At 37.9% G+C, this 14180-nt stretch carries 15 protein-coding genes; 3 read left to right on the top strand and 12 right to left on the bottom strand.

What is annotated here, in order from left to right; all coding sequences use genetic code 11:
* Positions 1–365 precede the first annotated feature (365 nt).
* The 6 genes from AC3WR0_RS16655 to ytvI all read right to left on the bottom strand — a co-directional run bounded on the left by AC3WR0_RS16655 (position 366) and on the right by ytvI (position 5282).
* Complete coding sequence (locus AC3WR0_RS16655) at positions 366–1235, bottom strand: carbohydrate ABC transporter permease (protein WP_492553356.1); 870 nt, start codon at positions 1233–1235, stop codon at positions 366–368.
* The gene (locus AC3WR0_RS16650) at positions 1232–2119 is read right to left on the bottom strand and encodes a carbohydrate ABC transporter permease (protein WP_492553400.1); all 888 of its coding nucleotides are present in this window, start codon (positions 2117–2119) and stop codon (positions 1232–1234) included. The genes AC3WR0_RS16655 and AC3WR0_RS16650 overlap by 4 nt, the downstream gene beginning before the upstream one ends.
* 167 nt (positions 2120–2286) lie before the next feature.
* On the bottom strand, positions 2287–3585 hold the full coding sequence (locus AC3WR0_RS16645) for an ABC transporter substrate-binding protein (protein WP_492553355.1): 1299 nt from the start codon (positions 3583–3585) through the stop codon (positions 2287–2289).
* A gap of 197 nt (positions 3586–3782) precedes the next feature.
* Complete coding sequence (locus AC3WR0_RS16640; RefSeq protein WP_081680176.1) at positions 3783–3920, bottom strand: YjcZ family sporulation protein; 138 nt, start codon at positions 3918–3920, stop codon at positions 3783–3785.
* A 22-nt stretch (positions 3921–3942) separates the two neighbouring features.
* Positions 3943–4050, bottom strand: coding sequence for a YjcZ family sporulation protein (locus AC3WR0_RS16635; RefSeq protein WP_492553354.1), 108 nt, complete (start codon positions 4048–4050; stop codon positions 3943–3945).
* A gap of 200 nt (positions 4051–4250) precedes the next feature.
* The gene (gene ytvI / locus AC3WR0_RS16630; RefSeq protein WP_492553353.1) at positions 4251–5282 is read right to left on the bottom strand and encodes a sporulation integral membrane protein YtvI; all 1032 of its coding nucleotides are present in this window, start codon (positions 5280–5282) and stop codon (positions 4251–4253) included.
* Between the two features lie 189 nt (positions 5283–5471).
* On the opposite strand from ytvI, the gene AC3WR0_RS16625 reads away from it, so the two are divergent.
* From AC3WR0_RS16625 to AC3WR0_RS16615, 3 genes are all read left to right on the top strand, one after another.
* Positions 5472–6272 carry a glycerophosphodiester phosphodiesterase gene (locus tag AC3WR0_RS16625; protein ID WP_492553352.1) on the top strand — a complete coding sequence of 267 codons (801 nt, stop codon included), beginning with the start codon at positions 5472–5474 and terminating at the stop codon, positions 6270–6272.
* A gap of 826 nt (positions 6273–7098) precedes the next feature.
* The gene (locus tag AC3WR0_RS16620; protein ID WP_492553351.1) at positions 7099–7326 is read left to right on the top strand and encodes a YczO family protein; all 228 of its coding nucleotides are present in this window, start codon (positions 7099–7101) and stop codon (positions 7324–7326) included.
* Positions 7327–7351: 25 nt separating this feature from the next.
* A complete protein-coding gene (locus AC3WR0_RS16615) occupies positions 7352–7477 on the top strand; it encodes a 3-methyladenine DNA glycosylase (RefSeq protein ID WP_492553350.1) in 126 nt (41 codons plus the stop codon).
* Positions 7478–7539: 62 nt separating this feature from the next.
* Here the strand turns inward: AC3WR0_RS16615 and AC3WR0_RS16610 are convergent, their stop codons facing one another.
* The 6 genes from AC3WR0_RS16610 to AC3WR0_RS16585 all read right to left on the bottom strand — a co-directional run bounded on the left by AC3WR0_RS16610 (position 7540) and on the right by AC3WR0_RS16585 (position 14127).
* Positions 7540–8739, bottom strand: coding sequence for a Ger(x)C family spore germination protein (locus AC3WR0_RS16610; RefSeq protein ID WP_492553349.1), 1200 nt, complete (start codon positions 8737–8739; stop codon positions 7540–7542).
* A gap of 4 nt (positions 8740–8743) precedes the next feature.
* Positions 8744–10321: a spore germination protein gene (locus tag AC3WR0_RS16605; RefSeq protein ID WP_492553348.1), complete on the bottom strand. Its 1578-nt coding sequence runs from the start codon at positions 10319–10321 to the stop codon at positions 8744–8746.
* On the bottom strand, positions 10281–11432 hold the full coding sequence (locus AC3WR0_RS16600) for a GerAB/ArcD/ProY family transporter (RefSeq protein ID WP_492553347.1): 1152 nt from the start codon (positions 11430–11432) through the stop codon (positions 10281–10283). The genes AC3WR0_RS16605 and AC3WR0_RS16600 overlap by 41 nt, the downstream gene beginning before the upstream one ends.
* Positions 11432–11677, bottom strand: coding sequence for a hypothetical protein (locus AC3WR0_RS16595; RefSeq protein WP_492553346.1), 246 nt, complete (start codon positions 11675–11677; stop codon positions 11432–11434). The genes AC3WR0_RS16600 and AC3WR0_RS16595 overlap by 1 nt, the downstream gene beginning before the upstream one ends.
* A 122-nt stretch (positions 11678–11799) precedes the next feature.
* Positions 11800–13212, bottom strand: coding sequence for a sigma-54 interaction domain-containing protein (locus AC3WR0_RS16590; RefSeq protein WP_492553345.1), 1413 nt, complete (start codon positions 13210–13212; stop codon positions 11800–11802).
* A 129-nt stretch (positions 13213–13341) separates the two neighbouring features.
* Positions 13342–14127, bottom strand: a complete 786-nt coding sequence (locus AC3WR0_RS16585) for a 3-hydroxybutyrate dehydrogenase (protein WP_492553344.1) — start codon at positions 14125–14127, stop codon at positions 13342–13344.
* Positions 14128–14180: the final 53 nt, after the last annotated feature.

Raw genomic sequence — 14180 nt, 5'->3', positions numbered from 1 at the left:
ACCTCAATAACCGTAACATGGATGATATGGTTAACCCAACCCCAAAAACTTACCAAGGAAATAGAGGAAATACCAACCAAATAACCAGTTTGTAAATAGCGTTTAAAATACGACTCTGTAAAATTGTTTATTGATTTCTGATTTAGGCGTCGTTCCCGAGGTGTGATTGAAATGCCGCACGAAGGAAATGCTATAGCATAAGAAAATCATCCTTGAATTAAATTTCACTTAATTTTGCGATAGGATAATGGAGTACTTTAGAAGTGTCTCAAACTTCACTCCCATTAAAATTGTCCTAAATCAAAAATGTAACTGGCCTAAAATAAAAATCAGGCTGCCAATTGGCAGCCATTTTTAGCTTAAACTTAGCCCTTTGTTCCTGATGATATATTGGAACCTTCGATAAAATAACGCTGAAAAAAGAAGAACATTAAAACAATAGGAATTAGAACCATAACTGACATGGCCATTAGATAATGCCATTGAGTCTGAACAGTTCCTTTGAAGGTCTGAAGACCAATTTGCAGGGTATAAAGCTTTTCATCATTAATATATAAAAGCGGTCCGAGTACATCGTTCCAAGCACCCGTAAAAGAAAAAATTGCTACTGTAATTAAAGCTGGCTTAGTTAAAGGCAGCATAATATGCCACCAAATCTTCAAATGGTTCGCCCCATCAAGTACGGCCGCTTCCATCAATTCATTTGGAATAGACATCATAAACTGTCTAAGTAAAAATATAAAGAATGCACTTCCAAAAAATGCAGGAACAATTAATGGAAGATAGGTATTAATCCATCCAAGCTTTGAAAATAATATATATTGTGGAACCATGGTTACAAATCCAGGTATAAGCATGGTCGATAATACAATCGTAAACAATACGTTGCGCCCTTTAAAATTAATTTTAGCAAAAGCATAAGCTACAATTGAATTAATAAACACGCTTCCCAAAGTACCGCAAGTGGCAATAAATAATGTATTTAAGGTCCATCTTGTAAATGGAGCGGTTTGCCACGCTTTTAGATAATTTGAGAATTGGAATTTATCCGGCATAAAAGATGGTGGAAATTGTGCTATTTCAGCCGGCGTCTTTAAAGATGTTGAAATCATCCACCATAATGGCGAAAGAATAATAATACTGCCTGCCGCCAATAAAAGTGTAATCAACAGGCTTTTAGATTTTTTTTTGAAACTTCTCGTTTGATAGAATTTCGGTGAGACATACTGGCTCATTTTTTGTCTCCTCCCTCATAATGAACCCATTTTTTACCGACTTTCATATTAATGACGGTAAGGGCCATAACAATAATAAACAGGAGCCATGCCATTGCAGAGGCATATCCCATGTTGAAGTTTTTAAAAGCATTGTTCCACATATGAAGGTTATAAAAAAGCAGGGAATTTGACGGGCCACCGCTCCCGTTTTCAGTCATTACATAAGCTTCCTGGAAAATTTGAAATGCCCCAATCGTACTGGTTATTAAATCAAAAAAGATAACGGGAGAGATCATTGGAAGAGTAATATAACGGAACTTTTGAAAGGCAGTTGCCCCTTCAATCTCTGCTGCTTCATACATTTGCTGTGAAACACCCTGAAGGCTGGCAAGATACAAAAGCATACCTCCGCCAACACTCCACATTTTCATTAACAGTAAGGCAGGCTTTGTCCATTTAGGATCAAAAAGCCATGCTGGACCTTCAATTCCAAACCAGCCCAAAAACGTATTTACCAGACCAGCCGACGGACTTAAAAGCTGCATCCATAGAAAGTAAACAGCAACACCAGATAAAACCGCAGGCAAATAGTAGATCGTACGGAATATTTTCATCCCATACACCTTCTGATTTAAAAGAACAGCTAGAATGATTGCTCCTGCTGTTGTAAGAGGAACAGAAAAAATCACATAATACAAAGTGTTCCATAAGGAAGTCCAAAAAAGTGTATCTACAGTAAACATCTGTTTATAATTATCAAGCCCAATAAAATTCATTGTTGAGGTAATGTTATAATCTGTAAAGCTCGCTGCTAGCGAAAAAAGCAAAGGCCCGAGCGTTAATCCAAGGAACCCGATTATCCAGGGGCTAATAAATAGATAACCCCATATGTTTTCTCTCATTTTCTTGGAGAGGCCTTTTTTGGCGATGGTAGGGGTATTTGCTGCTGTGGAAGTTTTTTCGATGTATTTATCTTCGAGTACATTTACTGATTGAGAAGGTTTCATTCCCCTTTTCCCCTTTCTTAGACCTTTAAGTAAAGAGAGAAGGCACCCCTTCTCTCTTTAACTTACTTTTTCATTTTTTTAACGTCTTCTTCTGCTTGTTTTAAAGCCTTTTCTGGAGAGGTTTTTCCAAGCATAACGTTGTCTATATACGGATTAATTCGATTTTGATAATCTGGATATTCAACTGGAGTAGGAAAAAGGTTTGTTACTTTCAAATTGTCTACTGACATCTGATAAACATCCTTCGCTTGACCAGAAAGTTCGTTGGCAGCAGCTTCTGCGCCCTTTTTGTTTGCAACATTGTCATAGTTCTTCAAAGCCCAGTATTTCTGTGCTTTTTCACCTGTCAGGTACTTAATAAACTCCATAGCTTCTTTTGGATGCTTTGCTCCCTTTGGCACTTCTGCAACGAATCCGCCGCCATCCGCCCAATGTTTACTTTGTTCATCATAAGCAGGGATTTGAGCTACACCAAAGTCCATGTTTTTACCATAATCACGAATTTGAGTATAGAATGTGCCGACATCAGCCCACATTGCTACTTTACCAGCAATAAATGGATTAGCCTGCTGGCTTCCAAAATCCGCCTGGAAGGATTGAACCGTTTTATCTCCTAAACGGTCTTTCCAGCCCTGAAGCCACTCTAAAGCCTTTACTTTTTGCGGTGTATTAATGTTTAACTTACCATTATCAATAAAGCCCTTTCCGCCATCAGCACTTGCCATCCAAGATGAAGCACCGATACTTCCCCATAATGGATAAAACCCAATTCGTTCATATCGATTGCCGTTTTTCTTGTCCAGCTTTTTAGCGTATTCCTCAAGCTCTTTCCAAGTTTGTGGCGGCTTATTAGGATCAAGTCCTGCTTCTTTAAAAGCTGTTTTGTTATAGAAGAGTAATCTGGTATCAGTATTAAAAGGTATTCCATAAGGCTTGTCCTTATAAAGAACGGTTTGCCATAAGTGCGGATAGAATTGATTCTTGAACGAATCATCTACATATTTACTTAAATCCTCTGCCTGGTTGTTTTTCGCGCGCTGTGCAACAGTATTGATGTCATTAATAACTACATCAGCAGGATTTCCTGCAGCAACTGATGCCAAATTCTTTGTCCAAATATCGCCCCAAGGTAAGAATGTATGTTTTACTACAATTTTATCCTGTGAATTATTGAAATCCTTTACGATTTTATCAATAATTGGTCTGCGTGTTTCTGAGCCCCAGAATGACCAGAAATTAACGACGGTTTTTCCGTCTTTAGTCTTTGCCTCGGCTTGATTTGCTTGTCCCCCTGAAGAACATCCAGCCAGCAGGCTGATAATAAAGAAAATTGAAATAAATAAAACTAGTCCCCTTTTCATGGTTCCTGTTTCCTCCCTAAAAAGTAATTATCTATTTGACAATGTTTAAATACCCGTCGATATGACAAATAAACCATTAAACCTACAAATTTTTTAAAAGTTATCAACGGATATTACATTTTTATCAATATTAGGTAAAATCTGTTTAAATGTAAAAAAGGCAGGGTATTTATATCCTGCCTCTTTCCTTTACCCTATTACCATCTAAAGCAAGCTGCGCCAACAATAATTAATAGAATAAACAGTACTACGATTAAGGCAAATCCGCCACCGTAGCCAACTCCACCGCCATAACCATAACCGCAGCATCCGCCGCCAAATCCATAACCATACATATTTATTTACCTCCTTTATATTTTAATACCAACCGCCGTAGCCCCAAGAAGCACCAATAATAATTAAAAGAATAAACAGTACCACTAAAAGGGCAAATCCGCCGCCGTAGCCGTGAGCGCCACCAGACATTTTCATTACCTCCTTATTTAAAGTCTATATATCCTATTCAGGTTAAAGAAAATGTGCTATAGCCGGTTATATAAAATAGTGAAAACGCCCAATTCGTTGGCATTTTAATGAGTTCCCTTAACGTAAGACATGTGATTGGAAAGACTAGAAATCATATTTTACAGAAATAAAAAAACGCCCCCCGGCCAGGAAGCGTTCGTTTACAGCTTAAAGTTGAATCGTATGATGTTTACTTTAATTAATGCCTCGATCAAAATAACAATGGCCGGACCTGCAAACAAACCAATAAAGCCAAGCAATTTAAAGCCTATATAAAAACTGATTAGCGCAGATAACGGTGAAATGCCAAGGTTCGTTGCATACATTTTCGGCTCGATAATCCTTCTGACGATCGTTATTACCAAAAAGAGAATGATCAGACCAATTCCTAAAAATTTCTGATCCTGCAGAAGAGAAATAATTGCCCAGGGAACAAGTACAGAGCCTGTCCCAAGAATGGGAAGAATATCGACGATTACTATTAATAAAGCAATCAAAGCAGTATATTTAACTCCAAGAATCGCCAAACCTATCAATGCCAAAATGAAAGTGAGAAGACTTAAAAAGATGTGTGTCTTGATCAATCCTAACCCAGCCATTGTAAGCTGGTTAATGACAATGGACAGCTTTTCCTTTGTCTGCGGGGTAAGATGGGCTTTCACTTTTTCTTTTATATTTGGCAGCTCAAGACTGAAAAGAAAAAGAGCAATCATATATACAAGAAGTTCAATCAAAAATCCGGGAATCCCAGTTAAAAAGTGGATTAAAAACTGAACGGTTGCCTGTAAGAAGGAATCAAGAGAATTAATCGCATTATTTATTGAATTTTCAACAGAATCAATTGCATCGGGCGGAAGTGTTTTAGAATAAGACTCCCATTTTTTGATTAAAGGTTTTATCGCGGTAGAATAAAGATCTTTTACATACGTTGGTGTTTTTTCAGAAAGCCTAAGGGCCTGCTGAAAAAGCAGCAAAAACAAATTATAGCCAATAACGGTGATACCCAGTAAATAGGTAATAAAGGAAGCGAGTACAGATTTAACTCTGCTCAAATTCAACTTACGCTGATAATAGTTAACAAGCCCTTCCAGCAAAATTGCTGTTAAAAAAGCAAATATTAACGGAAGACTATACGGAACAAAAAAGATAACCCCCGCCACGACTGCCAGTATAATAATCCATTTTTTCCACATAATATTCTCTCCTACAAAGCTATTCGGCCCTAAACAGAGTGCAGCAAACATGTGTTTATTATATCTTTTTAAATGCTTGAATGCTAAGTTTTTGACAATTTAAAATTCTGACTTTATTATTCATTAAAATAGACATGCCCGGTGCGGAACGAAACTATTTCTATTTTTACACTGATCGGAGTGGTGCAATTGAGAAGAAATAAAAGATACGGATCCATCTTTTTAGGTTCTTTTTCAAGGGGAATTTATAAAAAGGGAAAATCAAAATTTCCAGTACATCCCTTTTTAAAAATTGGCCACAGAGGCTCTGCTGGTTATTGTCCGGAGAATACCATAGCTTCATTCGATCATGCAATTGAACTAGGAGCTGAGTTTCTTGAATTGGATATCCATTTGACGAAGGATGGAAAGCTTGCTGTTATTCATGATTCTTCCGTGAATCGAACCACTAACGCCAAGGGTAAGGTTTCCGACTTTACAATGAACGAATTAAAAAACTTGGATGCCGGCAGCTGGTTTCATACCAGGTTTGCTGGTGAAAGTATCCCTGAGCTTCGGGATATTTTAGAAAGATACAGTGAACAAGCCGGTCTGTTAATCGAAATAAAAAAACCCTTTCAATATCCCGGTATAACAGAAGTACTTTCGGAACAGTTCAAAAGGTATACCTCCGATAAATGCAGGTTTATCGTCCAATCCTTTGACCGCCAAGCCATTCAACATTTTCATTCTTTGTGTCCTTCTATTCCAGTCGGTGTTCTGATAAAAAATTCTTTCCGTGGAATTACTGAAACTGAGCTAATGGAAATATCTAAATATGCTTCGTATGTAAACCCAAAAATCACTATAGTCAATCGGTATCTTGCTGAAATAATCCATAGTCTTGGAATGAAAATGCTTGTATGGAACATAAATAATAAGCGTGAAGCGATCAAAATGAACTTGCTAAAAGCCGATGGGATTATCAGCGACTATCCGGATTTGCTTTAATTTCTTATAATGTAAAAGAAAAGCGCAAGCGCCCGTTCAGCGACGTATGGCCATTTGAAGAAAGGCTAAGATCGCCACTTCCTGTGGCAACGCCTTTCTGACCCGCGTCCTGCGCGCCTCCACTTCGACTGAGATAAAGGATAATGAAATGCTGAAGTGTCTTGACTAGGGGCGACAAGCATAAGACGAGCCGGCGAGAAGGTTGTTCTTTAACCTTCAGACGGATTGGCTTATGACCTCGAGCCCCTAGACACTGAAGCTGGACAACACGAAATGCAAAGCATTTCGATGTTGACTTATCGTAGGGAGAAGTGGGATGGACACTAGCTGCACCAAGTATCACCTAAAGGTCATACTTGACGCAAGATACTCAAGGAAGCCTTACCGAGATGAAAACTCGCTGGGCGCTGGAGCTAGACAATTTAAAAGGTAAAACTTTATATTTCTTAACCATAAACAACAGCAGCTGTCTCCACGACAGCTGCCGTTTTATTATGATCTCTTTTCCGATTAGCTTTAGTAGAGCTTACACTTTTCAAAAAAAAGATTAATTGATTTCCTTCCTAGACTTCCGCTTGAATCTTTATCTTCTATTATAAAGATTGATTCAGAGTTTCCTACTCTCTTCTAGCCATTTCTTTAATTTTATGATTTGTCAGATATGCTTCACCGTAACCGAAAATGGTATCCGCCTCATTTAAAAATTCTTTTTTAAGAATTTTTGCTAAAAAACATTTAGCCACATTCAGGATCAGTAGTAATTCTATTATTTTTGTTTTTTTTGAAAAAATGGCGGGTATATAAAAACTAGTGAGGTGATATTCAAATGGAAAAAGGCAAAAAGGAACGATATATGGCCAATCCGCCAAAAGACATGGACAATCCAGAGCAATATCCGACAGATAAAGAAAGCCTATTTGATAAATTTGAAAGTGAACAAAATGTAGATCCCATTCCAATGGAGGATTTAAGGGAAGAACAAATTGAAGAAAAAGAAGAGCATGTGTCTAAGCATACTTCTTCAAGTGATAAAAAATACAAAACAGGTATGTAATTACAACTTCAAGGAGGCATTTATCATGGAACAAAAACAAAACGATAATCAAAATAATTCAGTGGAACAAAATTTAAAGAACCAGCAAAATCAGGATATCGAGCCAGAACGGGATCCTAAAAAACCTCAGGAAGAATGCGATAATAAATAAAAGAAAAAGGGCATATGGCCCTTTTTCTTTTGGTCTTTGTTAATCAGGATTTTTTGTATTTATTACTTTTTTATATTCGTTAAATAACTCTTTGTCCGGATGCCGGATCTTCTTATTCTTGCGGTTACATTTACTTTAATTTCAGCATTTTTAAAATAGTGTTCCCAATTATTTTCAATCTTTTTATAGTCTTTATAGTCCTGCTGCCTTACTTTTTCACCAAATCCAAAAATGTCCAGACCATACTGTTTCTGCACCTTGGTAATAGTGTTCAACAAATTCTTTTTAATTGTCTTTTCCAGCATGTCTTCATATTTTTTATATACTTCAATCTTAACCAAATCTGCGGCACATTGAGTCCCGTTAAGATACGCTTCAGCCCTGACGCTGACAGTAATCCTTGCTTTACCATTCTCCAGATAACCCTCAACTTTAGTAGCGTTATCATATACCCTTGCATCAAAATAATGATTTTTTTTACATGGAACGGTTAAGGAGGTATGCTTTAATTTATCCTCTATCCATATATAATTTCTTGTATCATTTAAATTTAAAAATCCTTTTAATTTTTGAGATTTAAAAATGGCCATCGAATCAAGAGTAACAAGGGCATCTGGGGTAACCTTTTGCATATTCTCAATACTCTTACCTTTTTGGGGGTTGCCCTTAATCGTAACTGTAGCCATTACAGGTTCGCGTCCTGTGGAAGTGAGGGCTTCAATCATATCATTTAAACGAACATCAGGGTCACCGCCCCAATTTTTTACCATCGAATCAAGCTGGGCATGTAACTTAAGGGGGGATGATTTTTGGAATTGGTAAGTTACTCTTAAAATGTCTGATGCTTTAACACCTTTGGCAATAAGGATATTAAAATCATCCCGTATCTCTCGGTCTCTTTCCAAGAAGTCAAGAAAATCAAGCATTCCTTTTTTCGCAATTTCCTCACTAATAATGAAGGTTTTCATATGCGAGTAGATTAAATTCCTAGAAAAAGCAACATTCATCTTTTGGGCTAAGCCTTCCATTGAGTCTCCTTCCAAACCGTAGACAGTGGATGGGGCAAAGCCACTTGCGGTCTTGTTATTAAGCTCCTGTGCATTAACAGCTTCTATAGTGAGAATATATTTTCCCTTTTCTCCCTTGTCTACTGCCATTCCTGTTACTACAGATATTGTTGAGAGTTCTCGCTGGTCCCAGCAGCCTGCTAATAAAAAAACAGATAGAAAGGCTGCCGCAATTCCATATTTTCGGGCCCTCATTATCCTATTCTCCCTTCATTGGAGGCGGTGAAGGACTTGCGGTTGGTTTTGCTTTTTGGCCTTTTTCCGTTTCCATGTATTTTGGCCTCTTACTCATAGCCCAGTATGGAAAGCGAATAAAGACATCCTTTTGATCTTCCAATATGAATGGGGCTAAAGGTGAAAGGTACGGTATCCCAAATGACCGAAGCGAGCAGAGATGGGCAACCATTAAAATCAACATCAGGAATACACCGTACAGACCAAGACATGCTGCGGAAATAATCAGCATAAACCGGATCAGCCTTGAGGCGGAGGAAAAGCTATAAACGGGAGAAACAAAATTTGCAATGGCAGTTATTGCCATAATAATAATCATGATATTTGATATGATCCCTGCTTCAGCTGCAGCCTGTCCAATAACAAGCGCTCCTACAATGGACACCATTTGCCCTACAGCTTTTGGCATTCGTATGCCTGCCTCCCGAAGAATTTCAAAGGTTATTTCCATTAAAAGCACCTCAACTACGCCTGGAAAAGGGACACCTTCCCGCTGGGCAATGATACTCAGCAACAGGCTGGTTGGAAGCAATTCCTGATGATAAGTTAATACTCCAACATAAACAGAAGGAGTAATAAGAGCAATCATAAAGGAAAGATAACGAATAAACCTTAAGAATGAGCCTAAATATAATGGCTGATAAAAATCCTCCGATATCTCGAAAAAGTTTACAAACACGGCTGGAACTATAAGTGCGAAAGGACTTCCATCTACCAGAATGACTATTTTCCCGTCCATTATATTCGCAGCTGCACTATCCGGCCGTTCGGTGTTTAAGGCCAATGGAAAAAATGTAAAAGTCTTATCAGTTATGAGCTCCTCGATATTGCCTGAATCAAAAATCGCACTCACTTGTATATCATTTAACCTATCCTTTAATTCCTTTAGAACAGTTTGATTTACAATGCCATCCATATAGCCTATATATACAACGGTTTGGGTGTCCTTACCGATGGTGAATTTTTCAAATGTTAGATTAGAACTTTTAATTCTTCTTCTAATAAGGGTTATATTAGTAGATATAGCCTCGATAAAGCTGTCTTTTGGTCCTCTTATTACTGTCTGTGTGCTTGGTTCCGTTAAGGCTCTTTTTTCAGCATTTGACATTTTAATAGCTATTGCTTCAAAAAGTCCCTCTATTACAATAACTATGCTTCCATTTAGAACTGCTTCTGAAACGGTCTTTTCATCGTCCAGAATTTTACATTTAATTCCTCCAAATATTTCTTGGGCATATGAACAAAATTCATCAATTGTTTGAAACTGTTGTATATTCCTGTTATTAACAAACAATTTGCTGGTTGTTTTGACCATTTCCTTCTTATTAATCATGCTTTCCAGATAAAAAAGAATACCGGCCTTACCATTAATAACTCCCTCAATTACCCGAAAATCAAAAGATTTACCAAACATACTTGATAAGGTTTTCTTCCAGCTATGCAGGCTGTTGGCTAGTTCCGGTATTACCATTTCCTTGCCCTCTTTTATTTCTCCAATTTTTTTAAGAGCCCGGGTTTTTCTTAGCCTTCTGATTGGAGCCATAATTCCACCCCGTTTTATTTTTTTTACCTTTCCTTTGCTTCCATAAAAGGATAACCAGCATTACAGCTGGGACTCCGAATTGGAGGGGTAAATGAAGAAAGTAAGGGACCAATTTTAACCCTTCCTGAAGATGGTCGGCAAAGTTTACAGATATTAACACCGAATAAAACGCAACCAGCATCGCACAGGGAATGGAAAAGTAACGGAAAGGTTTCTTATATATATATTCCAATCCTTTTAATGCCCCATATAAAAAAACAGAGCCCTTTACTAAAATCCCTAGCATCATAATAAAAACAACAATCGCATCAATTCTTTCTATAAAGTTGCCGATGGCTACCTCCCTTGCTGTACTAAGCAAGGGGAAATTAGAACGAAGAATTCCATCGACACCAAGCGTTACAATCATTAATATCGATGAAAAAACCAGGAGAAACGATGCAACCCCGACTCCTATTAACGATGCCTTTCGTCCTTTTTTAGTATCAGTTACATTTAATAAGATAACTGTAAAAACAATTAATTCCCCAAAAGGAAATGTCAGCAGACCAGGGAACAATGATTTCAAAATAGGCTTAAATCCTTCCCCCAGAACCGGAAGTAATCTTGTCACTTCAATATTCCCACTTACCAGCAGAAAAATGGTTAACAAAAATATAAAACCAAATAAATAAGGGGTGAAAATTTCCGATGTTCGGGCTAAAACCTCCAACCCAAGGTACAAAATATATCCTATAACAAAGCAAATGGTCAGTGAAATGATTTCAATCGGGGTATTAGGCATGATGGCTGATGCCATTAATTCACCAAAATCTCTAATAACCCTGCCGGAATTGTACAAAAAATAAACAATATATCCATGGGAGAGAAGAATTGCGAACTTCCTTCCAAAACAGAACTCCAACAGCTCGTAAAGTGTTTTCCCCGGGAGCCGGTTCATTAAAAACCAATAAAACAGGATAATGCCACTGCCAATTAAAGATGCAATTAATATTGCGATCCACGCGTCATTTTTCGCTTCTGTGCCAATCCCAATTACGATTGCACTCCCTAGAAGAAAGTTAATCAGCAAAGCTTCGAGTTGTGTAAGTGAAATATTTTCTTTAAGCATTAATTTTTATTCCCCTTTGCCTGATTACCCTTTTTCTTATTCCGATAGAGTCTGATATCCGTCACGATACAAAAGGCAAGACCGATAAGCAGGCTGCTTATAAGATAAGCCATATCCAAGCTAATCTCGGTGAAAAGAAGATATTTCAGCCCCTCCCAAATAGAGTAATGGTATAGAGCCGAATCAAATAAAGCAGTCAGAACCCATAAAGATGCAAAGGTAAGAAAGTATGATAAGGTAATCATAGAAACACCTATATTTTAGTGGATTTTTCATTATCTCTCCTATCTTTCCAATCCCTTCCGGATTTTATCCCGCCGATTGACCTAAATAAAAAAACCTCCCGACAGGAAGGTTTATAGCAGATTTATTTAATATTATGCAGCTTGCATTTATCATAGAGAGTAGTTTTACTAATTTGCAAAAGTCTTGCAGCTTCCACCTTATTTCCCCCGGAAGCATTTATGGCCCGTAAAATGGTATTTTTCTCAGCTATTGCAATTTCTTCTTTTAAAGACTTTATTTCTTCCTTTTTTTCAACACTGAAAGAAACAACTGAATTTTTAAATCCCTGCTGGCCTGGATCTATATCTCTTAGGTAGAGTGGAAGGTGAAAAATATCTATCATTTTTCCATCCAGGACATTTAACGCACGTTCAAGAACGTTTTCCAATTCACGTATATTACCCGGCCAGGAATGAAGCTTAAGCCTTTCTGAGGCTTTTTCTGAAAGCTCGATTCCCCCCCGATTGAATTTTTTCTCAAGCTTTTTTAAAAGACTAAGAGCTATGGGAACAATATCTTCTATTCTTTTCCTTAGAGAAGGAATCTCGATTTTTATAACATTTAACCGGTAATATAAATCAGAGCGAAATTTCCCCTCCAGAACCAATTTCTCTAAATCCCGGTGTGTAGCTGCAATAACCCTCACATCGATGGGGATTGTTTTTTGACTGCCAATTCTCTGAATTTCCTTCTCCTGCAGGACTCTTAAAAGCTTGCTCTGCATGGCCAGCGGCATATCACCGATTTCATCAAGAAAAATAGTTCCATAGTTAGCCACATATAATTGTCCTTTTTTTCCGCCCTTCTTGGCTCCTGTAAAAGCACCTTCTTCATAACCAAATAATTCCGACTCCAATAAATGATCGGGGATTGACGCACAATTGATTGGTACAAAAGGAAATGCAGCACGTGTACTATTATTGTGGATAGCATGGGCAAAGAGTTCCTTTCCAGTTCCTGATTCTCCTAATAGAAGAACACCTGACTGGCTTACAGAAATTCTCTCGGCAAATTGCTTTACAGCAATAAAGGATGGACTGTTTCCGACAATATCATCGAAACTGTACTTACTCTTAAGCTCACTCTCGAACTTTGTTTTATAAAATTTCAATTCCTGAAGAAGTGGCTGAATTTTTCTGTTATAATCCCGCCATTCTTCAGGACTTCGAAACATTACGGTTCCAAAAGCACCTACAAGTTCCCCGTCAACAATCAAGGGATATCGATTCGCTATCATTTCACTTCCTTTTATGGCCTGAACCGAAGCCACTTCTGCCTGTCCAGTCCGTGCGACGATATGCATCCTAGTGTTTTCTATAACTTCCCCCACATAACGTCCTGTTGCATATTCAACAGATGTACCAAGGAAATCACAATAGGGGTCGCTGATGTAACGGATAACTCCATCACGGTCAACAACCACAATTCTTTCAGCTGAGAGACTAATAATTTGTTCTATCCATTCATACGGGATATGGTCGATACCTAATTTCATAGCAATATCCCCTTTACGCGTTCAAATTATAACCATTATATCAGAGGTATATGGGATAAGCCGATAAAATTTTTAATCTTCTAAAAATAAAAGGACCCCCTTTGATTGGGATCCTCTCGTTTATTAAAGTTACTGAACAGTATAACCTCCGTCTAAAACGACAGCCTGCCCAGTCACTCCTCTGGCTTTATCGCTGGCAAGAAACACGGCATAATCAGCAATTTCATTGACAGACAATAGCCTCTTTTGTGGAATTAAAGGATAAAGAACTTCACCCAAAACGCTTTCCAATGCTACATTTCTAGTCGCGGCAAGATCCTTCATTTGGTTTCGAACAAGTGGTGTATCGACATACCCTGGGCAAAGAGCGTTGACTGTTACGCCATGCTCTGCACCTTCAAGAGCTGCCACCTTGGTCAAACCGATTACTCCATGTTTCGCACTATTATATGCTGCTTTTCCAGCAAATCCAATTAGACCGTTTATAGATGCCATATTGATGATTCTTCCATACCCTTGCTTTTTCATAATTGGAAAAACAGTTTTTATTCCAATGAAAGGAGCTGTAAGCATGACATTAATCAATAATTTAAATTTCTCAGTAGGAAAATCCTCTATTGGTGAAACATATTGAAGGCCAGCATTATTCACAAGAATATCGAGACTACCATATACCTGATGAGCATACTCAAGACTGCTTTTAAACTCGGTTTCATCTGTAACATCACAAGGAGCAGAAAGAGCATCATATCCATGCTCTTTTAATTCCTCTGCTGCTTTTTCACTGCTTTCTTTATTTAAATCAGAAATAACCACCTTTGCGCCTTCATTTGCAAATGACTTAGCTACTTCCAGGCCAATTCCACTTCCGGAACCGGTAATAAAAGCTACTTTTCCTTCTAGCAATTTACCCATACTTTTTCTTCCTCTCTTAATCAATGTTTAGATTTGCTAACCGACTGCCAGTG

The sequence above is a fragment of the Neobacillus sp. FW104-15D2 genome (genome assembly GCF_058790155.1).
This window is presented reverse-complemented; position numbering and strand designations above follow the sequence as displayed.